Annotated in this window: 26 protein-coding genes; 18 read left to right on the plus strand and 8 right to left on the minus strand. The window is 42.7% G+C overall.

The window, feature by feature from the left end; all coding sequences use genetic code 11:
- Positions 1-56 precede the first annotated feature (56 nt).
- A complete protein-coding gene (locus Q4E93_RS09935; protein WP_303584758.1) occupies positions 57-1355 on the minus strand; it encodes a DUF6538 domain-containing protein in 1299 nt (432 codons plus the stop codon).
- Between the two features lie 550 nt (positions 1356-1905).
- Positions 1906-2550 (minus strand): hypothetical protein, encoded by a 645-nt coding sequence (locus Q4E93_RS09940; protein WP_303584759.1) that lies wholly within the window; start codon positions 2548-2550, stop codon positions 1906-1908.
- 106 nt (positions 2551-2656) lie between these two features.
- Here Q4E93_RS09940 and Q4E93_RS09945 point away from each other — a divergent pair, with 106 nt between their 5' ends.
- A complete protein-coding gene (locus Q4E93_RS09945; protein ID WP_303584760.1) occupies positions 2657-3463 on the plus strand; it encodes a TIGR02391 family protein in 807 nt (268 codons plus the stop codon).
- 10 nt (positions 3464-3473) lie between these two features.
- Positions 3474-4037 (plus strand): hypothetical protein, encoded by a 564-nt coding sequence (locus Q4E93_RS09950; RefSeq protein ID WP_303584761.1) that lies wholly within the window; start codon positions 3474-3476, stop codon positions 4035-4037.
- 64 nt (positions 4038-4101) lie between these two features.
- Here the strand turns inward: Q4E93_RS09950 and Q4E93_RS09955 are convergent, their stop codons facing one another.
- The gene (locus Q4E93_RS09955) at positions 4102-5391 is read right to left on the minus strand and encodes a hypothetical protein (RefSeq protein ID WP_303584763.1); all 1290 of its coding nucleotides are present in this window, start codon (positions 5389-5391) and stop codon (positions 4102-4104) included.
- 94 nt (positions 5392-5485) lie between these two features.
- Complete coding sequence (locus Q4E93_RS09960) at positions 5486-5785, minus strand: hypothetical protein (protein ID WP_303584764.1); 300 nt, start codon at positions 5783-5785, stop codon at positions 5486-5488.
- 200 nt (positions 5786-5985) lie between these two features.
- Here Q4E93_RS09960 and Q4E93_RS09965 point away from each other — a divergent pair, with 200 nt between their 5' ends.
- The 11 genes from Q4E93_RS09965 to Q4E93_RS10015 all read left to right on the plus strand — a co-directional run bounded on the left by Q4E93_RS09965 (position 5986) and on the right by Q4E93_RS10015 (position 11916).
- Positions 5986-6159 carry a hypothetical protein gene (locus tag Q4E93_RS09965; protein ID WP_303584766.1) on the plus strand — a complete coding sequence of 58 codons (174 nt, stop codon included), beginning with the start codon at positions 5986-5988 and terminating at the stop codon, positions 6157-6159.
- A gap of 76 nt (positions 6160-6235) precedes the next feature.
- Entirely contained in the window at positions 6236-6418 is a 183-nt protein-coding gene (locus Q4E93_RS09970) for a hypothetical protein (RefSeq protein WP_303584768.1), read from the plus strand.
- An 84-nt stretch (positions 6419-6502) separates the two neighbouring features.
- Positions 6503-6676, plus strand: coding sequence for a hypothetical protein (locus Q4E93_RS09975; RefSeq protein ID WP_303584770.1), 174 nt, complete (start codon positions 6503-6505; stop codon positions 6674-6676).
- 116 nt (positions 6677-6792) lie between these two features.
- Positions 6793-8718 (plus strand): type IV secretory system conjugative DNA transfer family protein, encoded by a 1926-nt coding sequence (locus Q4E93_RS09980; protein ID WP_303584772.1) that lies wholly within the window; start codon positions 6793-6795, stop codon positions 8716-8718.
- Between the two features lie 146 nt (positions 8719-8864).
- Positions 8865-9245, plus strand: coding sequence for a plasmid mobilization protein (locus Q4E93_RS09985; RefSeq protein ID WP_303584774.1), 381 nt, complete (start codon positions 8865-8867; stop codon positions 9243-9245).
- Positions 9229-10065, plus strand: coding sequence for a relaxase/mobilization nuclease domain-containing protein (locus Q4E93_RS09990; RefSeq protein WP_303584776.1), 837 nt, complete (start codon positions 9229-9231; stop codon positions 10063-10065). The genes Q4E93_RS09985 and Q4E93_RS09990 overlap by 17 nt, the downstream gene beginning before the upstream one ends.
- A gap of 24 nt (positions 10066-10089) precedes the next feature.
- Positions 10090-10434, plus strand: a complete 345-nt coding sequence (locus Q4E93_RS09995) for a hypothetical protein (RefSeq protein WP_303584778.1) — start codon at positions 10090-10092, stop codon at positions 10432-10434.
- Positions 10435-10459: 25 nt separating this feature from the next.
- Positions 10460-10729: a hypothetical protein gene (locus tag Q4E93_RS10000; protein ID WP_303584780.1), complete on the plus strand. Its 270-nt coding sequence runs from the start codon at positions 10460-10462 to the stop codon at positions 10727-10729.
- 20 nt (positions 10730-10749) lie between these two features.
- Complete coding sequence (locus tag Q4E93_RS10005; protein WP_303584782.1) at positions 10750-11067, plus strand: hypothetical protein; 318 nt, start codon at positions 10750-10752, stop codon at positions 11065-11067.
- 328 nt (positions 11068-11395) lie between these two features.
- Complete coding sequence (locus Q4E93_RS10010) at positions 11396-11740, plus strand: hypothetical protein (protein ID WP_303584784.1); 345 nt, start codon at positions 11396-11398, stop codon at positions 11738-11740.
- Positions 11741-11751: 11 nt separating this feature from the next.
- Positions 11752-11916: a hypothetical protein gene (locus Q4E93_RS10015; protein ID WP_303584786.1), complete on the plus strand. Its 165-nt coding sequence runs from the start codon at positions 11752-11754 to the stop codon at positions 11914-11916.
- A gap of 102 nt (positions 11917-12018) precedes the next feature.
- Here Q4E93_RS10015 and Q4E93_RS10020 read toward each other — a convergent pair whose 3' ends face one another.
- Together Q4E93_RS10020 and Q4E93_RS10025 are read right to left on the minus strand one after the other, a co-directional pair.
- Entirely contained in the window at positions 12019-12399 is a 381-nt protein-coding gene (locus Q4E93_RS10020; protein WP_303584788.1) for a hypothetical protein, read from the minus strand.
- A 46-nt stretch (positions 12400-12445) separates the two neighbouring features.
- Positions 12446-13030: a hypothetical protein gene (locus tag Q4E93_RS10025; RefSeq protein ID WP_303584790.1), complete on the minus strand. Its 585-nt coding sequence runs from the start codon at positions 13028-13030 to the stop codon at positions 12446-12448.
- A gap of 407 nt (positions 13031-13437) precedes the next feature.
- On the opposite strand from Q4E93_RS10025, the gene Q4E93_RS10030 reads away from it, so the two are divergent.
- The 5 genes from Q4E93_RS10030 to Q4E93_RS10050 all read left to right on the plus strand — a co-directional run bounded on the left by Q4E93_RS10030 (position 13438) and on the right by Q4E93_RS10050 (position 15977).
- Complete coding sequence (locus Q4E93_RS10030) at positions 13438-14112, plus strand: recombinase family protein (RefSeq protein WP_303584792.1); 675 nt, start codon at positions 13438-13440, stop codon at positions 14110-14112.
- A 36-nt stretch (positions 14113-14148) separates the two neighbouring features.
- On the plus strand, positions 14149-14691 hold the full coding sequence (locus tag Q4E93_RS10035; RefSeq protein WP_303584794.1) for a SymE family type I addiction module toxin: 543 nt from the start codon (positions 14149-14151) through the stop codon (positions 14689-14691).
- Between the two features lie 77 nt (positions 14692-14768).
- Entirely contained in the window at positions 14769-15083 is a 315-nt protein-coding gene (locus Q4E93_RS10040; RefSeq protein WP_303584796.1) for a hypothetical protein, read from the plus strand.
- Between the two features lie 122 nt (positions 15084-15205).
- A complete protein-coding gene (locus Q4E93_RS10045) occupies positions 15206-15742 on the plus strand; it encodes a thioesterase family protein (RefSeq protein ID WP_303584798.1) in 537 nt (178 codons plus the stop codon).
- Positions 15743-15758: 16 nt separating this feature from the next.
- Entirely contained in the window at positions 15759-15977 is a 219-nt protein-coding gene (locus Q4E93_RS10050; protein ID WP_303584800.1) for a hypothetical protein, read from the plus strand.
- An 86-nt stretch (positions 15978-16063) separates the two neighbouring features.
- Here the strand turns inward: Q4E93_RS10050 and Q4E93_RS10055 are convergent, their stop codons facing one another.
- Positions 16064-17164: a PIN domain-containing protein gene (locus Q4E93_RS10055; RefSeq protein WP_303584802.1), complete on the minus strand. Its 1101-nt coding sequence runs from the start codon at positions 17162-17164 to the stop codon at positions 16064-16066.
- Between the two features lie 1180 nt (positions 17165-18344).
- Positions 18345-18935, minus strand: coding sequence for a hypothetical protein (locus Q4E93_RS10060; protein WP_303584804.1), 591 nt, complete (start codon positions 18933-18935; stop codon positions 18345-18347).
- Positions 18936-19050 lie beyond the last annotated feature (115 nt).

The raw sequence follows: 19050 nt of genomic DNA on the forward strand, positions 1-19050 counted from the left end.
AAAAGAGCAAAAAGCTGAGTTGAATTGCAAGAAGTAAAGGTAGTCGGAGGTGAGAACTAAATTTTCTTCAGTTGAATTTTTGTCAACCATTCCAATTTGTGTTCAAGCGTCGGCCCGTCTCCATAAGCAGGGCGATTGAATTTATGTCCCATTAGCTCAGCTTGTACTCGGTCAGGGGCATCAACGCGAAGTATTCGATCTTGAAAGCTGTGCCGTAATGAATATACCGAATGCATTTCAGTAGGAAACAGTTTATTGGCTCGTAGAAATTTATTAAGGCTTGTTGATAGCTCGTCAGTCTTATTAAAATACCTTGTAAAACCTTTCGGATTGGCGTTGAACGCATCGAGTGCATATCCTACGAGAGGTATTTTCCGAGTGCTATACGCCGTTTTGCTATCGACTATTGATATATGGGGAACGACATGATCCAATACAATATGTTCTTCCTCTAAAAGTAAAAGCTCTTTATCCCGAGCCCCTGTTTCCGCCATTGCAAATAAAAAATCCCTTTCCTGAACATCTAACTCATTCAAGCATTCGGCAACCAATAGCGTTTTAACAATATGGTCCGTCGCAAAGGGCGGTCGCTTTCTACTATCTTTTTTATCCAGTTTGATCTTTTTAAACATACGTGGAATATCCAAGTCTATCTTTCTATTTTCGCAGACTGTTTCGAGAATATCTTCGACATGCCCAAAATCTTTGTTTGCAGTCGCTCCAACATAATCTTCTCGCTCAATCCTGCCTATCCACCAGTCCCGAAATACAATCGCATCGTCCCGTACTAAGTGATGTACTTTTTTATCCCCTACAACATGAATAAAATTCTTCATGGCTTTCTTTCGAGGGTTTTTCCATTTTCGAACTTCCCTTTCATCCTTTTTAATAATCCGATTTTTTGTATAGCCCCAAAATACGTCCAGGACTTCGCTGAGATGCATTTCAGGAACAGGCACACCGCCCCATAAAGCCTCCACATGCTTTTCATCAAACGCAGCCTTTTCAATTTTTGAAAGGCGTTCGGTCAATTCTTCGATGGGTTTGTTCTGAATAAGGTCGTTATGCGGTATATAAGTAAACCCGAGATGCTTTGCGAACTGAATCGTTTGATGAAACCTTGTAGCCGAATGCGTTTCTTTTTCTTCTATTAGTTTTTTCCAATAGCTCTCTATTTCTGCATTCATCATACGCGCCTTAGTCAAGGCAACATCTCGACTGTCTGTATTCAAGGCAACCTTAATAAACCGCCTTTTATCGAAGGCTTTTATAAATTTTGGGACGCGGCGAAAGTAGGAAAACCTACCGTCACGTTCAACAAGGTAATTCTTAGAAGGCATTTCTCTGTATACCATTTTGTATACCGTTTTGTATACCAAAATCGTATCAGAGACAACCCTACGGCTTGTCAAGTTCTAATTTTTCTACAATAGGACTAGTAGGTTAAATTATATATATTTTGGATAATGCTGCGGAAAAGTGGCGTCCCCACGGGACTTCGAGTATTTTTTAGCCTCCTTATAACTTGCTGTTTTAATTGAATAAATCTTTAGAGTTCAAAAAATGTATACCATTTTGTATACCAAAATGTATACCATTATGAGCCCATTCCTTTTACTCTATTTTCTCACCATAAGCCACCCTTAATGCCACGGCCTTAATATCCATATTTCGTTTATGCATCTCTATTTCATCGTGCATCCTTTGAAATCCTGGAAGGTATTTATCTCCGTATAGTGCGACTATCCGGGCAGCAATTTGGTATGCCCGTTTCAGATCGTCACTTTTTAGATTAATAGTCACCATCCCAAAATCCACCACACAGAATCAACGGGAGAGGGTCTATATCTCAATTCAGGTAGTAATCGCAACCGAAATCAACTTTTTCCAATCGTTCTAGGTCTATTAAGGCTTTGCATTATTGGAAGGTGCCGGGACAGGACGTGAAGCTAGGATAGAGTCAATGACAGTTTGGTGCCGTAAAATTGAGTCAAGAGTTCTGCGATCTTCTTTAAGCAACCTATTTGTCTCTTGCAGTTGCTTAATAACATCACCGTTTCCGCCACTAACAAAGGGAAGGATTAATGCAATAATAGCAATCATTGCAGCGACGGCGGCTACTTTGACAGAGGACTTTGCTATATTATTTTGAGTGCTAAAGTTTTCGGCAGAAATTCGGTTTATCTCCTGAATGGAAGCATTCGTTGCTTTGACGGACTCATTCGTTTCAGAAACGGAAGCATTAGTTTTAAGAACAGATTCCGAGACTGACTTTTGCAGAAACTCATAATCTGCTTTCTCCTTTCTAATGGCCTTCTCCTTCTCATATGCAGCCCGCCCTTTTTCTGAAAGCTGATAGTTTCTATTCTGGGCAGGAGGAACCTGAACAAATAGGCCTTCTTCAATCATTCGCCCAAACTTATTTTCAATATGATGGGCCATATGCCCAACAAATCGATGATCTCTAGGATATAGGTTTGCTAAAGAGGCGGAGTTGTAATAGGTATCATTAATGCCAGCTTCAATAATCAAATAGGCAAGTTCGTCCATAGTTTATGGTGGTTAATTTGGTGAAGTTACGTATTTAATCAAAAACGCCTATGCCGTACAAAATGATATATTTGCTATCTTCATAACCTTACTAACGAGAAAATAAATGCCAAAAGAAAACCCTATCCCAGGAGAAATGCTTGAATCACTTTGCAAAGTCTTAGGAGACCAAAATACGGGCACCGAAATTGGTCACTACCTAAATCAATGTGGAATTAAAGACGTAAACCCGGATATTACAAAATGGAAGCGGCTATATAACGCATTCGTCACGTACCAAAACGAAAATCAGGAATCAAACAGAATCCAAATCTTCATCCAAAAAATACTTCATCCTACCAGATACGCTGATGAACACGAGAAATTCGAAACCTATCGATCCCAAGTAAATACAAGGCTCTTATTTATTGGGCTAGAGTTTACTCAAGAAGGAAAATACAGACGGGTTAATCAAGCTAAGACTATCCCAGAAGCGCAAAAAAGAGCCGACACACTCAAACAAAAGCTGAGTGATCGGAGGGTTCATCATGATGTACTGCTCTTTTGTAAAGCTGAACTACTTCAAGACAACTACTTTCATGCGGTTTTTGAAGCAACAAAAAGCGTCGCGCAGAAGATAAGAGACAAAACCGGGTTAACTGAGGACGGCTCTTTGCTCGTTGACAAGGCCTTTGGGCTTGGCGAAAGAAGAACTCCAAAAATAGCTATTAATAGTTTGCAAACTGAGTCAGAGGAAAGCGAACATAAAGGCTTTTCAAATCTATTAAAGGGGCTTTTCGGTATGTTCAGAAACACAACGGGGCACGCTCCAAAAATTACATGGTCCATAGATGAAGAAACTGCCCTGGACTGCTTAACGCTGGCATCATTACTACATAAAACTCTTGATAGATCGATTAGAACACAATTTTAAAACACATCCCATGATGACAGTTCCCAAACAAGAACAAATACATCGAGCAATCGAATTACTTAAAATTTCGATTAAGAACCTTATCGACAATGACAGCGATATTTTCAATACAGACGAGATAATGCCCGAAAATATTTCGGAGGATGCAAAAGTACTTGCTCGTCAACTTCATGAAGTGACGATAAATCACAGGTTTGCACATTACCTTGAAACAAATATGCCAGGAACTGGCATGACGGGCTACAATGTAGATATTGAATATAATAGGTTTTACAATAATCCAAAACTTGTCCAAACAACGGAAGGCCTAATTGAGGCAAGGCCGGATATAATAATACATTCCAGACGTAATAAAGAAATTTCACCACAGCATTATTTAATAGTAGAAGCGAAAAAGGGCAAATTCATCAACACGGACGTAGCTAAGGTAAATGGGTTTATGACGGACGATAATTACAATTACTTATTTGGTGTTCTTATCTCCTATTGTCAGGACCCTGATAATGTGACTGCCTGGTTGCACTATTTCGATGGAACCCGGATCTTACACGAACTCATGCTAGTTAAAAAATAAAGGTAAAATTCCAATTATTGGCGTCAGACATCTTCCCTAAGCAGTGCTTAGGCTCAAATCCAGCTTAAATTTTTAATTCGTCTGGGATATCTGGTATTTTCATGTTTGGATTGGTTTCTTCTGCTTTTGGCTCTTTAAATGAAGAGCGAATATTAATAATTTTCCAATCGTCAAATTCTTTTCCACAAACACATAGCTCTGTTTCCCGAACAACTTTTTGTATTACACTATTGTATATTTGACTAACATTGTAAGACCAGTCAGACTTGCATTTTTCGAATACTACCGAAGTTGCATCATCTTTAAATAAATCCGAAAATTTAAGTTTGGCTATTTGATCGTGATCGCAGTAATCTGAAATACTTTTCACATAATTTTGGATAAGTCGAGTAAATAATTCTATATTATCTATACCCAAATCCGGAAGCTGACTAAGCTCTGAAGCAGTGAAAATCACTTCACGAGTATAAGCAACTTGACATTCACAAAGAGAACTTGAAAATAGGCTAAACTCAAATATGTCGTCCGACTTCCATTTAAATTCTATTAATTCGTCAAGATAGTAGCTTTTAAACTTTTCGTAGTCCCCAAACCAATTGAAACTATTTTGACCTGACGGAGCCAGCAACTCCCATGCCGTTTTAAATTCACGAGCAGTTATGGAAGAATAGAATTCGCTAATTAAGGAATAAGGTTTTTCAATTCTTGGATCGATAATACATTCTGTAACTCCCCAGTGTCGCCCCTTGTCAATTTCTCTCACAACATCTCTATATTCTAAGAACATGAATTTTGGATATAGATAATTGTCTTGTCTAAAGACTATAGGATATGGTTTGGCTGTAGCAGATTTACCCGAATTATCTCGTATGTACTCAGGATTTAAGTAATCATCTAAGAAATGTTTCGGTATTGAGTTGTTAGACAGCACATCCAATGCTGAATCGATTTCAAGGCTTTCGGTTTTGGAAACGTTCTGATCATTTAGGTCTTGAATAAAAAGTTTCCAAAGGGTTTCAGCTTTGTCCTTATCTAATGCTTTTGCTAGCGTTTCCCCTGGTAATTCATAACCTAAATATAGAAGAGCTTTCAGCATCGCAGTATCGTCGAGATCGAAGTAAGAATTTTTCTTAATCTGCCCAATTGCTCGATAGAAATACTCCTCATTTTCAGTTTTAGAACCTCCAAAACGTTCAAGGACTAAATACTTTTTTTGAACACCTCTTTTCCTCCAAATTCTTCTTGAATAATTTGAGCGTAAGCCTTCTGGTCTTTGCCCACCATATTCCTTTAGGACAAACTCGTCACATAATCGACGATAAAAAAGTTCGTAGTCCTGTAATTCAACCTTCATTTCTTAAATATTGAGAATCAAATTTGTGTACGTACAAAATACGTTTTTTTTGTGTGTACACCAAATGTTCGGACATAGGCTCGTCAATTCGCAATTAAGGTTGCAAATTTGTTTTGTGCTCGTCCGGCGGCTGTTGGTTGTGAATATTCAAGGATTGAATAGCTTTCAACAATTCATGCTTCTGGTCAAAAAGATCACTGAGTTTCCTGCTGATACGAGAATCAGGATTAGGAACGAAGCCATTACCACATGGCTTCCAGTAGATACGCTCTATAATAGGGACAAGCTCGGCAAGGCAGTCCTGATAGCCTTTGCCTCTTTCTTCGCCGTATTTTAATCGATACTGCTCGAATTGTTCCTGTGTATTGATCGTTTCGGGGCTTTCTTTTGTCAAAAAGCCGTTTTCGGAAAATTCATTAGAAGTAGACATTTACGATCTCCTGGGATGGTTTAACATATCGCAGGAAAGTCGTTTTGTCAATCAAAAGGTTAGCTACCGTTATGGAACTGGCCCTGGCCATGCCTTTTCCTAGACGAAGCCCTTGTTTTTAAATAAAAGGATAACCGGACACAACGTCCACAAATTAAAAAAATATGGCAGCACCAAACGTCAATCGTCCCTGGATCAAGATCGGCCCCCATAAATATATAAATGCCGCCGGAGATACCGTAGTCTTCCTGGATAAGGATACGGCCCTCATAAATGACATTCGTGTCCGTGGGCACAACATCATTCACGCCAAAATCAGAGAGCTAAGCGGGAGATAACGGAACGCTAGGGCGTTTAACAGCAGCGCCCCAGCTTCTTCAAATATCATTATTCACGTTTTTAAAACATCGTAGCATGCAAAACAAAAAATCGATCTACACCAACTGGCGGAAAAGCCCCGATGAATACCGCACTTACATTAACGGCAAAGGCCATAAGGTTACTTTCTTGTCGAGAACGGAAGCTGTAATAAACGCTGAGCACATCTTCGGTGAGGATGATATTCGTCGCAAGATTGTTGAACTGTCCCAACAATAATTATTTCACGCCGGGGCGTAATGATCGGCGTCCCGGCCAATCAAAATACAGACCGATCAATTATTAATTCTCAAATATCATTTTATGAGTTTAGAAAAAACCCTGAAGGACGCAGGATATCGCCCTAGCAGCGTTGATCCCCGCAAGGCGATCAACAATGGCGGAGACAGTATTACCAAGGTTGGTAATCAGCATTACATCTACAAGGGCGATCATGTCTATGGAGACAGCACCTTAAACAAAAAGCTCAACAAATAGAGCGTTCCGCAAACCTATCCTAGACCGGGGGACTGATCACCTCCCGGTTATTAAACATTCAGCGCTGAATTTTTCTTTTCACAGCAAACATCCCAATCATCTTTAAATTATCTATTATGCACCAAGATCGAAAAAGGTCTGGCTGGGCATCTATTACCCCAGACCAAATCTTCAAACTGTTCAGCGTAAAAGCTAATCCCGAAGGAGCAGCAAAGGCCGCTCTCATTTTCCTCGGTTTGTTTCTTAGCCCCATCACCCTATTTGGCGCACTCTGGTTTTACATGCGCGGCTATGACCGTTTCATGCGCCCTAATTCAGAAATGCCGCGCTTTGCCAACATGCCGCCTATCGTCAAGCTCGGCATGGCAATCGGTGCCGTTCTCGCCTGGGTCATCGTCTATTTCTCGATCAAGGTAATGGTCTTCGCGGTACTGAGTTTTGGCGGGCGATTTTTACAAAGAAGTCCTTATTTGACGGTCGCCATTCTTTTGATGAATGTATTTTTTACCTATGTTGTTTTCTTTCTGTTCAATAAATGGAAGCGCAGCGTCAAGAAATCAATGATCGAAGGGAGCCGTTATGGGACGGCTCGTTTCGCCGAAGCAAACGAATTGGCTCCCTACATGAAGGAAAAAGGGTTCTATATCGGTAAAAATCTTTTCTACGGCAAGCCTGGGCATCTGCTTACCGTGGCTGGCACGAGGGCCGGAAAATTCGTCAACCTGCTCAGTTATATCTTGCTGAGGCCGTATTTATTCAAAGGATCAATAATTTTGGTCGACCCAAAAGCAGAAAATGCGGCAGTAAGCGGACGTATCCAAAAACATTTTGGTAGAAAAGTGGTTTATCTCAATCCGTTTGATTTATTGTCGCTTGGAAGCATGGGATTCAATCCGCTCGATATTTTGAAGAATGACATCAATCTGTCAGATGATGTCCTTATGTTCGCTGAAAGCATCGTCGAGCAATCCACAGGGGAGAATAAGCATTTTCAGGATCGTGCCAGAGCATTTGTGGCGACCTTTCTGCTTCATATCATGACAGCCTGTAAACAGGAGGATAGGCATTTAGGCACGCTATGGTCAATGCTGAGATCGGGGCCGCAGGAATTTATCGAACTTTTGGCCGACATGTCTACCAATAACGATCCCAATTTCGGAGATATCGTCAAGGCCGGAGCAAACGAGATCATTTCTATGCTGAAGAATTCAGAAAGGGAATTTGGCTCTGTCATGTCGAATGCTTTTGAAGCGACTGGGTTTATTCAATCTCCTGCCTTGCGGGATTCATTGAAAGGGAAGGACGGCTTTTCGGCTGATGATCTAGCCAGTGGCAACGTCACCGTATATCTCTGCATTCCTTTTGAAAAAATATCTTCGCACAAAGCATGGTTGCGATTGGTGGTTACGGCGTTGATGCGCTCCGTAGTGCGTGATCCTAAAACAGAGGCTGCCTTTATCATAGACGAGGCAAATGCCTTTGGTTTCCACAGTGAGATTTTGACCGGAATGTCCGCCTATGCAGGAATGGGCGTCCACATATGGAGTATTTTTCAAGACTTATCGCAGATTAAAAATATATATGGCGATAACTGGCAGACTTTTATTGCGAACAGTTCGGTAAGACACTTTTTCAATATCAGCGATAATTTTAGCGCGGAGTATCTTGAAAAGATGTTCGGAGCCACATCGATATTATCCCATAACGATAAAGATGAATTAACAGGTTCGACGGCAAGACCGTTAATCACGGCAGATGAAATTCGGCGTGAATCTGGTGATATCATGTACACCGTCATAGACCAATTACCCGTCGCCAGAATTCCGAAACATCCTTACTACAAAACCGACCTCGACTGTGATCCTAATCCTTATTTCAAAGGCGAGGCTCAAAACCGTAAAGAAGTTATTCAGCGCCCTGAAAAGTTAACTCGTGAAATGATCCGCAAAATGAATGAACCGCCGCCGCCGCCCGAGCCGGAAACTGAAGAGACGGATGATATACCACCCATGCCGCCTCTGGCACCCGAGGAAGAAGACTAGAAGGAAATCGGAAAGCAAAATTAGGGAGAAATACGGCTGCGCTTCGCTCCGCGCAAGAAGTGCCCTGTCCGGATAAAAACCGGACAAGGCCATCTTGTGGGGGGACTCTGCGATCCCCCTCAACCCTCACGCAAAAAACAAATGAGATGGCAAGGCCAGTAAAAGAATTAGGGTTAAAACGAACGCTGCGCGTCGATATTCGGCTAACGCCGGACGAGCAAATGCGTCTGTTTGCAAAGGCGACCGAGCAGGGTCTAAGCGTCAGTGATCTGGTCAGGTCAGCCGTTTTGAATAGCAAACCGATCATGAAGCGGGCCGTCCCCGACCGTGCGGCACTCATAAAAGGATTAGGTGACTTGGGTAAAATCGGAGGGCTGATCAATCAAATTGCTCATGAACTGCACCGAGAACGGATCACGGGGAAAGGGCCTACCCTGCCGGATCATGTCATCAGTAATACCCTATCCAGACTCCAGGCGGTGTCCGACGGCCTCCTAAAACTCCTGACCGATGGTAACGAGGGGTAAAATACGGGGCCAGGGCCGGCAATTGGCCGATTACCTTTTGCGCCAGGGCGAAAACGACAATATCCGGGTCTTGCAGATAAAGGGAACGTCCCAAAACGCCGATCTGCGTAAATCCCTGGTCGAAATGTCGCTGACGACCGAGCTATCCGGCCGCACCAAAAAGGGGCTTTACCAAGTCGTCGTCAACCCGGCCCCGACAGAAAGTTACTGTATGACGGATCAGGATTGGATAAGGGCGGCGGAAATATTGGAGGCGGAGACAGGATTTACGGGTCAGCCGAGAGCCATTGTCCTCCATGAGAAGGAAAACCGCATTCATGCGCATATTGTTTTTCAACGCTACAGTTTTGAGCGCGGCAAGATGATCACTAATAGATTCTCTCGCTTTGCTCAGAACCGGGCGCGGCAGACGATGGAAAAGGAGTTCGGTCATTTACGAACGTCTCAGTTTAATCTTGATAGACCCGCCCTTCGTAAAACCCTTGCCTTTCTTTGGCAGGAAGCGAGATCAGGCGAAGAATTTATCTCTCTTGCCTCAAAAAACGGTTTAACTATCGCGCAAGGTGATGATCGGCCTTTTGCAGTTATCACGCCGGGCGGTATCGCCTTCGACCTGGTTCGAGAGACCAAGGGTGTCAAAACGAAGCAGTTCAGGGAGAAATTTAAAGGTATTCGTCTACCGACTAAGAAAACCGTTCTCCGTAATATCAGCCGGAAGCGAAAGACCCGGCAAACGGAAAGCGACCGCGAGCGGATGACAAAAGAACTGAAACAACAATTACAGCGAGATCCCATGAAAGACAAATCACGGGGACGCTGATTTAAAAACTCAAAAAATCATTTTATGAAATGGGAAGAACTCACCGAAAAGCACGCGAAAGAATACGTCGCGCATTTGAATGCCTGTAAAGTCAGTCTGGAACGGGTTAACCAAAACCGAAAAAACGTTATGGAGTTGGCAAACGCCTCCGAAGGAAACATCCCGGAAAGTTTAAACAATCTTTTGAACCGGGATATGGAAGGATGGAAAGAGGAATGGGGCATGTATGGCTCAAAATTTAAAGAAATGCGCCTTGCCCAGCAAAAGGAAGTAGATCAATATTTTGACAAAGAAAATCTTGTCTATCGTTTGAAAAGGGATATCGACAACGGACAGGCCAAGGACAAAGACAATAGCGGCGGACGTTAATTACAAAACCACTTAACACTATTATATGAATTGGGAACAACTTGTGAAAAGGCAAACGAAAGAGGTCAAATCCTTCTGGAATGAATACAAGGAAAAATTTGACCAATTGAACGCCGATATCGCACTCCTCTTGGGAGGTCAGAATGAAGCGACGGCACCCGGCAACGTGCGTGATAAAATCAATCGTGATCGGGAGGCGTGGCGGTCGCAATGGGGGCCTGATGGTGAAAAGTTTCAAACCATGCACGAAACTCACCTGAAACAGATCAATGATTTCTTTGCGAAAGGCGAATAACATCATCTTAAATTAAATCTTTGACACAGACAAAGATCGTCGATCAACATAAGAAGGAAATCATCGCGTATTGGCAGCAGCGCCAAAATCGGGAATTCACATTGGAGCAAGAACAGCAAAAAATAGTGCAAGAGTGCGGCAATATGAGCCGAGAGGGAAAAGAGTTGCTGAACCAACTCTTTTCCGAACAACGCGCATGGCGGGAAGAAGCTGAAAAAGACGAGTTGGATTTACTTCTTCATGCACAAGCGATGGAACGGGAAAGACACGCTATCCGCCAGCCCGTTTTGTCAAAACTGAGCTATGTATTTGGGCGCAATACCGACAGGGGTCGCTAGTTAAAACGGGAGGCCCGGGTCATTGTGTAAAACGAGCGGGGATATTTTCAGCACCCGGGCCACCCATTTAATCGTCAATTTCCGCCATATGGAATCTTCCAATGGCGTTAAGAAATATCTAGCCAATGTGAGTTCCATGTACACATAGTCCAAATCGTTTGTGTTATGTTTCCAGTATTCCGATACGTATTTATCAATCAGGTATCGGGCCTTCGGAATATGCGGCAAACACTCCACCTCACACGCGTAAAGTTTGCGGGTGAATACATTATCATTTGTTACGGAATGTGTATTGAGCATTTAAATACTATAACAAAAAAATGCAGATATGTCGAATGAAAAACTTACCGAACTTCTTAAAAAGCAAGAAGAAGAACGCTTGAGCCTTGCGGCGGGGGTCTACGTTGCGTGGCAACCCGTCAAAGAAAGAGATGAGCAATTATTGAAGGCGTACAGCGGCAAATACGAAAATGCGCCCGATGTGATTAAACAAGATATCAACCAACGCAGGCAAGAATTTTACGCCGAATACGGCACTCAAGGCAAGCTGGCCGTCATCATGGAAGCTAGGCATACCGCAGAGCGAGAAAAGCTGGCTCAGCAGCAAGAGACGGCACAGGAAATTAGAAACAGTCTCCGGGAAAAAGGCAATAGTCAGGGTCGGGGCCGATAAAAATTATCATTATGGCTTTAAAAGTCGTTCATATCACGAAACAGGAAACCATCATTCGGGAAGCCGAGGCAAGGGCTTTGTGGGAAGATGTACTAAAACCTAAATGGGAAGCGCAAGCCCGTTTAAGGGCGGAAAAACTTTTTGCCAAACACTACCCTAGCTTCCACCCGGATTAAACAGATAAGCAATTTGCTTACTCTCGAAATTGGTATTAAATAGAAATCCCGCCAAATACGGCGGGATTTTCTTTTGGTGATAGGCGCTGTTGCAAATCAATGTTAAACGAAGTCAGGGCCGCCAGCTTTGCGGAGGGCGACGGCCAATCGCTGCATGAACTTCTGCGCATGGCCTTTTGAGATAAACAGAATTTTATGATGCGGTTTGACAATATCGTCCAGGCTAATCGTGACTGTCTTCGCTATACTATTGCCGTGCTTGTGGGAACTGGTGAGAGCTTCCCACCTTATACCCGTCACCTTGCCGACGGGGTAGCTCTTTCCTTTCACGGTGATTGTTCCCCTGGTAAAATCTATGCGGACGCCAGCTTGTCTAAATTCCCTATCGTCGATGATGGTGTAGTAAATTCCTTTTAGAAACAATCGTCCATAAAACAGGATGGCGATAAGGATAATGATCATCAAAAATTTATCGAAACTCATAAATTTTATAATTTGAGGGTGAGTAATATTTACGTGTGGCGACTTTCTACCAGTAATGTATCCAGTCGGCTTGCTTGACGTTCAGGCAGTAGTCTAGGGCATCGGCATTTTGCTTTGGTATGATGTTCAGATTGTCCCATATACTATAGCCGAATTCCACCGCGACGCTATCAGGCGAGGCGACATAGGTTTTGACCAGCTTACCCGTGGCGAGATCATAAGCTTCAAATATCGCCTTTCCTAAAAGCGCCTTGTTTATATAAAAAACATCGATTGTCCCGAAACGAGTAACCAAGTCTGACGCTTTGATCAAATCCACTCCTTTTCCGACATATTTTAGCGTATATAATTTGGAAGCGGGAGAAGTCGTCGCAACATAATGATAAAGTAACGTTTCCTTTTCAAATCCATTTCTTATCACTATATGCCCGTAACGGCGGCGCAAATCGAGGTCAGCCATGTAATTGTCAGTCGTGTCATAGCCCGCATTGATCTTGAAACTGGCAATACTCATGTAATTGACCGTATCGACGGTGCTTTCGGGCGGCGTTGAGCCGTTATTATCGTTTTTCTTGGAACAGGCGGCGAGTAATGCTAAAGCCGCATAAAGAATAACCTTGTGTGTCCTCATAAAATGGGGGGTTGTGGATGATAAAATCTGTTTAGGTGCCGCAAAGTAGTGCGGTTTAGTTAGGCCTCAAAATAAATATCCGTTTGTCCTGCCAAATGCCTGTTTTGTCCATAGTTATCTGTTTTTAAGTGATTTACGGGTGAAAAAACCTCCCAGGGAGGGAGGTTTTTAATCTGTAGCCATAACCTAAACCTTATCCGTAATGGATGCAGTAAAGATAGGAGGAAAAGTTTATTTGCTCGTCTATATACCAACGTTAGTCAGTGAGTGGATCGAGCTTGTTTAATGATTTTCACTACTCTTAAAAATCATTTCGTTACAATGACGGAATACATGCCGTCCGAGAGAATTTCTCTCAAAAATAAATCTTGGTTTACTCGTGAGTGAGGGTCACAATGACAAACAGCATGGTTCAAGCAGTTGGTTTAATTCGTGTTTCAACAAAACGTCAGGCGAAACTTGGGTGGAGTTTGAAAGCACAAAGGGAACAACTAGAGGAATTTAAAAAGACCGCCGGAATGGAGTTTGTGAAATTTTATGAGGAAGTTGTCAGCGGCAGGAAAAGAAAACGCCCCACCTTAAAAAAGATCATTCGGTTTTGTCGAAAACACGGTGCTACCCTGGTCATTTGCAAGCTGGATCGGCTTGCGCGAAATGTCCGTGTCATCCTTGATCTGCTCGATAGCGGGATCAAGTTCATCGTTGCCGAGAAACCGGAGCTTGACCGCTACGAAATCCTGCGTCAGGCCGTCGATGATGAAAAAGAAGGGGCGACCATCGCCGAGCGCACGTCCAAAGGCTTGCAAGAGGCTAAGAGAAACGGGGTTGAGCTTGGCAAGAACGGGAAAGTGTTAGCGCAGCGGAACAAGAAGAAATCGGAAGAAAGGATGATCGAACTCACGCCGCACTTTAAGCAAATCCGTCTCGATGGATTTATCAGCGAGGGGCAGACTTTGCGACAATTGGTCGAAAGACGCATCCCGACACCGAGCGGCAAAGGCCGCTGGCACCTTTCGACAGTCCATTATGCTATGACTAAAATCAAAACAATCGAAGCGAGGCAAAGGAAAAATGTCCTATGATATGAGCCGTATTCTATCACTTTAAAACCACAAGAAATGCAACAGAAAGAAAATCGGGCGGATGATTTTCGCATTCGTCATCTGACCCCGGAGGAAATCAATAATTCTTACCTCATCATGAGGGAGTTTGTAGAGGACGTATCACCTTCGGCAATCCTTGATATGATTGTCACCATGCAGGACATTTGTCTTACAACCGAAAATGTCTTTTGCGGCGACCATAAATCGAGGGAGGACTTGCTCTATGTGACACGGAAGCTGATCCGATTTATCGAAGCCGCCTACATCCAGCTACGGGCAAATACGGCCCAAACAGGCAAGATCATCAAACCCAATTTCGACCACAAAGGCCAGTTTACCGACACGCGGCAATTGCGGGTGTCGGATAGGACGTTTTTCAAGCGGGCGAAAACCGGGCCTATTAAAGTGCCTTGCATCACCCTTTTGGGCAAGTGGCTGGCGCTGGCGGGTTTTAGTCCTAATGATGAAATCACCATTGCCAGTAAGTGGCAAACCTTGCTTATCACCATGAACAGGGAGTGGGATAAGGAACGCGGCGACTTCAAGCTGCGGGCATAAGACATACCGGGAAATCCGTCTGTGTGGTTCTGGCGAGGCGGAGAGTACCGAATTTTTAAAAATCAAAATTATTACCGATGGAAAACAAACCGAGATATTTGACGATCTGCTCAAACAATTACTATCATCCGAAGATTTTCGTTCAGGGGCGTTACCTGGAAGATTACGGGTTTGAGGTCGGGGCGCAAGTCACCCTGACGAACCCGGAGAGCGGCACGCTTATCATCCGCCAAACGAAATCCCGAGAAAAGCACATGCAGGACAAAAAGAGACATTACCTGATGGAACGGAAGGTCGAACTGGAAAAAGAGCTTAGCGGGTTTATCGTTGATCGAAAGAAAAAAGAAGCCGAGCTTATTAGTATCCGGCAGGAGCTTGGCGACGCTGCTTAATAAAAACCATTGCCGGGGCGTCCGTCCTTATCCGTTCCCTACACGCCTACAATTGAATATCCATTTTTGTTGGTAGGGCGGATGGCCCCGGCTTTATTCATCATTCATTAAAAACCTTACCTATGCGCTTACGTCTACGTTTGCTGCACATCATCCTTGCGGCCCTTTGCAGAAACCACAATCTTCCCTTCAACGGAGAATCCGTCTTACACTTTAACGTCATGCCCTGGGATTGCGTCCTACGGTTTGTCGGCAATGACCGCTATCATGCCTTCATGGATTTGGGCCGCATTGACCTTTTGATCCGCCTGGGAGCCTGGGACACTGTGATCCGCGAAAGACTCCAGCCTTTCGTCCTCACCGCCGATATACGCTATCAAAACCGCCTGAGCATGTTTCAGAGTTTTGTTTTGCGCACCCGGCTTGTGCATTCGGATAAAAAGTTTTTCCTGATGGAGCATGTTTTCCAGTGCGGTCAAAAGATCATGGCAACCGCTCTGTCGAGAAACGGCCTGACCCAGGGCAGTAGAATCGTTTCAACGGCGCAAATTTTACAGTGCATCCGATGGCAAGGCGGAGATTATGCGGACGGAAAAATAACCGTCATAGAGGCCATCGACAAGCTGCTGAAGGGGCTACAAATGCACCGATCTGTTTAACCGATAAAAACATTCCATGAAGACAAAAAAGCATCACGAATACAAAGACAAGCTTGATGCAATCGAAACCGAGATTTTAGAAGTAAAAACCATGTTACGCGAGTTTAATAATTACATGGGGGATCGCCTTCATAAATTGAATAGCATTGACTCAAAGATAACATTACTTGAACAGCAAGTTTGTGACATTCGTAGACTGGTTAAATATTTAAATGAGCAGTCGAACAAGGATTGAGCATCGTTGCGACGCTCCGTTCATCGGTGGAATAAGAATGGTTTTTGCCGTGAAAAGAAAGAAGCCCGATTTAATAACCTAAAAAGCTAAGGTTCCCAATCGGGCTCATCATTTATTTCAGTTATTTCAATATCGTCGTCTGATCCATCAATATAAAACAGTTCATCGGGTAAAATGTAATCCCGTAGATGAATGGAAGATTGAATTGATTGAGGTTTAAAGTAGATATCCAAAACGAACTCAATCGTTTTGTTTACGGCAATAGAATATTCTCCTTTGCGGGTATAAAAATGTTCTTTCGTATCACTGTCTCTGACCCAACTATCCGCATCTACATCCGTCACATTTAAGGTGTAAGACACTTTTAAAGTTAATTCCCATTCTGCGGAATCTTTGTAATGGCCCAAGAGGTTGGCTTCGGTAATCTTGACCCTTACACTATCTTCGTCAATTTCTTCTTCCGGTTCCACCCAGGCGTCGTCAAAATCAAATCCTTCACGGTTTACAATCGAACGGCAGAAAGCCTTTTCAAAAGTATTCGTATGCGCCTCGAAAGCTTTTTTCAATTCTTCGACAATACGGCTATCATATTCACTGTTAATATAATCTGCCAATTCGGAAATCTTATTGAAAAAGATGATATCCGGGTAACGCTCCGAAAATCGTTTCCAATCGGGATCATCCGCAATCAAACAGGTTTGTGAGAGATTCTCTTTATTTTCGTTGATAAACGCATTCAGCATAATCGCGTCAGGAAATTCATGTTTCTTTTTGCCATCCCCGAAAGGCGCAACTTGCTTGAAATAATCTTGTATCAACGTTTCAACCTTAACTGTTGAGGTTGGTAAATCAGAAGCTTTCACCGACTTGAAAAATTTGTCCATAGTCAACGTTCTCAACAATAGGACATTCTCTTTTAACCCGTCGGGATCGGCCAGCAAATCGCTAATGACACCAAGCTTTCCCTTTGTTCTGTGATCGAATTTTTGTGAAGCCTTTTCTAAAATGTTTACTGATTGCGCAATACTTTCTTTTAAATGCGCCTCGATCTCCTGTTTAATTATCTCAGAGGTCACTATTTGGATTTTCTTTTCTTTCACGAGCTTTTTCAATGAATCAAAAAGAGGGCCTTCGAAGGAAAGTCCCTGAGCTTCGTAACCGGACGTGTCGATGAAAACTGTAAACATAGCAGATAGTCTATAGTGAATTGAAGGTACGACAAAGAGCTTTTATACAGCCCCGATAACCCACAGACAGAACAACGTCCAGGTATAATGGGTTATGGTTCTTTTGACCGTTCTTTTCCCCTCTTTTCGAATTATCGAGGATTTATAGGTAATTTCCGCTTCGCCTAGCTCCACCTCAGCATAAATATTTTTAATATAAAGTCCGATGAATATAACGCAGATTTTTTGCCGTGAAAAGAAAAAATAAGACATTTTACAAGTCTTCGTCCTCTGTATACTTCACAAATTGGAAATTGAAATTTCCAGGGACACTTCTAATCCGGCATTCTCTACCAATAACAGGGGTAAAATCATAGTTATTACCGTCCACTATAAACCCGTACTTATCACTCAAATGTTGTATTGAACCATGATCTTCAGTGCTGCGCCTAATCCCATCATTATAGACTTCTACTTCTAGCCGTAATATTGACGGAACTAGTTCGACCATTGGCTGCCACTGAAAATGTCGTATAACTCCTACATAATCCATGGGATAAAATTTAGGGTTAAAAATTCCATTATCTGAAAAGATAAAATAACTTCGCTATACTAGCAAAACAGTGACCGAAACAGTGACCAATTTGGTGATTAGAATAAAAGAAAATGAAATTTGTAATAAACTAAATATCAATGCATAAGGCGACCGAAAAAGTGCCGAGAGAAATTCGAATCTCATCCCGCGCACAAAGGCCCCGACGAAAGTCGGGGTTTTTCATTTTGGGAGTGCTGAAAGCGAAGCTTTCAAAAACGGACAAAGTGAAAAACCTGAGCGCCGAAGGCGCGGGGGCCTTTGGGTACAGAGCCCTTCTGAGATCAGCGCAGCTAATCTCATCCCGCGCACTTTTAAAGCCTTGATAATCGATTACAAGGCTTTTTTTATTTCTACACACCCTATTTTCCCCCACTTATTTATGCTTTCTCCCCTATTATTTGACACATAAAAGACACACCCCATGACACACAAAAATGCTGGATTCTTACTAGCACATGGGAGAAACAAGAGGTCATTTCTCGCTTTAAATTGTCTTTGGCAGAAGGACAAAACAGCCCCTTTGCTCTAAATTCCTGTCCTCGTCGCATGGCGCGTCACATAGATTTTTTTGGTCAGCAGGCAAAAGGCAACGGTCAAACTCCCTCCTCATTTCAAAACAAACACCTCGCCCCGATCTAAACGGAAAAAGAAAACCTTATCGAACTTAGAAATTACTGGGATCGTAAGGTTAATCCGATCAAAAGCTCCATAATAATAATCACCACTTGTTATAAGTAACCAATGCTCATCACACTTTTGGAATTTTTCTAGTTTCTTATCCTTATCCTGCAATGACTTCCCCAGATGGTCAATTGTTAAATTGGGGATTACTCCACCCTCAGTTTGAGTATTCCAAGAATAGGAGAGCCCATCCCACCTAGTGATTGTAATTGAATCAACGCCGGAGGGAAGATTTCTAAATCCTTGCTCTATCAAATATGCCCTTGTATCACTATGTTCAGGATCATTTATATTGAATTCAAGGTTTTGCACATCGCGCCTTTCCATATTTTCCAAATCCTTGAATTCAATAGCACAATAAGAGGCTATCTGTGTTATGCAATTTTCAAGCTCACTTTTTTTAAAAGACTTAACTTTATTGAAATCAATATTCAGATAAAAACTCCAAGGTAATAGGCTTGAAAGTTTTGCTATAATACGATCCGTAGTGTCTGACTTAAATCTGCTCCGCATCATTAATTCCGAATTCCCTTTGAGGGAGTCATGATATATTCGAGTGTACTGACCCCCTAAATAGCTGGACTAAATTATTAAATCAATTTAGTCACTTAAATTTAGGGTATTATGGCAA

Origin of the sequence: Flavitalea plasmicola (assembly GCF_030546645.1) — a bacterium.
Taxonomy (GTDB): domain Bacteria; phylum Bacteroidota; class Bacteroidia; order Chitinophagales; family Chitinophagaceae; genus Puia.

What these genes read in the sequence shown, in the direction of transcription:
- Q4E93_RS09935 (WP_303584758.1), bottom strand. Translation starts at nt 1,355, where the DNA reads ATGGTATACAGAGAAATGCCTTCTAAGAATTACCTTGTTGAACGTGAC.
- Q4E93_RS09940 (WP_303584759.1), bottom strand. Translation starts at nt 2,550, where the DNA reads ATGGACGAACTTGCCTATTTGATTATTGAAGCTGGCATTAATGATACC.
- Q4E93_RS09945 (WP_303584760.1), top strand. Translation starts at nt 2,657, where the DNA reads ATGCCAAAAGAAAACCCTATCCCAGGAGAAATGCTTGAATCACTTTGC.
- Q4E93_RS09950 (WP_303584761.1), top strand. Translation starts at nt 3,474, where the DNA reads ATGATGACAGTTCCCAAACAAGAACAAATACATCGAGCAATCGAATTA.
- Q4E93_RS09955 (WP_303584763.1), bottom strand. Translation starts at nt 5,391, where the DNA reads ATGAAGGTTGAATTACAGGACTACGAACTTTTTTATCGTCGATTATGT.
- Q4E93_RS09965 (WP_303584766.1), top strand. Translation starts at nt 5,986, where the DNA reads ATGGCAGCACCAAACGTCAATCGTCCCTGGATCAAGATCGGCCCCCAT.
- Q4E93_RS09970 (WP_303584768.1), top strand. Translation starts at nt 6,236, where the DNA reads ATGCAAAACAAAAAATCGATCTACACCAACTGGCGGAAAAGCCCCGAT.
- Q4E93_RS09975 (WP_303584770.1), top strand. Translation starts at nt 6,503, where the DNA reads ATGAGTTTAGAAAAAACCCTGAAGGACGCAGGATATCGCCCTAGCAGC.
- Q4E93_RS09980 (WP_303584772.1), top strand. Translation starts at nt 6,793, where the DNA reads ATGCACCAAGATCGAAAAAGGTCTGGCTGGGCATCTATTACCCCAGAC.
- Q4E93_RS09985 (WP_303584774.1), top strand. Translation starts at nt 8,865, where the DNA reads ATGGCAAGGCCAGTAAAAGAATTAGGGTTAAAACGAACGCTGCGCGTC.
- Q4E93_RS09990 (WP_303584776.1), top strand. Translation starts at nt 9,229, where the DNA reads ATGGTAACGAGGGGTAAAATACGGGGCCAGGGCCGGCAATTGGCCGAT.
- Q4E93_RS09995 (WP_303584778.1), top strand. Translation starts at nt 10,090, where the DNA reads ATGAAATGGGAAGAACTCACCGAAAAGCACGCGAAAGAATACGTCGCG.
- Q4E93_RS10000 (WP_303584780.1), top strand. Translation starts at nt 10,460, where the DNA reads ATGAATTGGGAACAACTTGTGAAAAGGCAAACGAAAGAGGTCAAATCC.
- Q4E93_RS10010 (WP_303584784.1), top strand. Translation starts at nt 11,396, where the DNA reads ATGTCGAATGAAAAACTTACCGAACTTCTTAAAAAGCAAGAAGAAGAA.
- Q4E93_RS10015 (WP_303584786.1), top strand. Translation starts at nt 11,752, where the DNA reads ATGGCTTTAAAAGTCGTTCATATCACGAAACAGGAAACCATCATTCGG.
- Q4E93_RS10020 (WP_303584788.1), bottom strand. Translation starts at nt 12,399, where the DNA reads ATGAGTTTCGATAAATTTTTGATGATCATTATCCTTATCGCCATCCTG.
- Q4E93_RS10025 (WP_303584790.1), bottom strand. Translation starts at nt 13,030, where the DNA reads ATGAGGACACACAAGGTTATTCTTTATGCGGCTTTAGCATTACTCGCC.
- Q4E93_RS10030 (WP_303584792.1), top strand. Translation starts at nt 13,438, where the DNA reads ATGGTTCAAGCAGTTGGTTTAATTCGTGTTTCAACAAAACGTCAGGCG.
- Q4E93_RS10035 (WP_303584794.1), top strand. Translation starts at nt 14,149, where the DNA reads ATGCAACAGAAAGAAAATCGGGCGGATGATTTTCGCATTCGTCATCTG.
- Q4E93_RS10040 (WP_303584796.1), top strand. Translation starts at nt 14,769, where the DNA reads ATGGAAAACAAACCGAGATATTTGACGATCTGCTCAAACAATTACTAT.
- Q4E93_RS10045 (WP_303584798.1), top strand. Translation starts at nt 15,206, where the DNA reads ATGCGCTTACGTCTACGTTTGCTGCACATCATCCTTGCGGCCCTTTGC.
- Q4E93_RS10050 (WP_303584800.1), top strand. Translation starts at nt 15,759, where the DNA reads ATGAAGACAAAAAAGCATCACGAATACAAAGACAAGCTTGATGCAATC.
- Q4E93_RS10055 (WP_303584802.1), bottom strand. Translation starts at nt 17,164, where the DNA reads ATGTTTACAGTTTTCATCGACACGTCCGGTTACGAAGCTCAGGGACTT.
- Q4E93_RS10060 (WP_303584804.1), bottom strand. Translation starts at nt 18,935, where the DNA reads ATGATGCGGAGCAGATTTAAGTCAGACACTACGGATCGTATTATAGCA.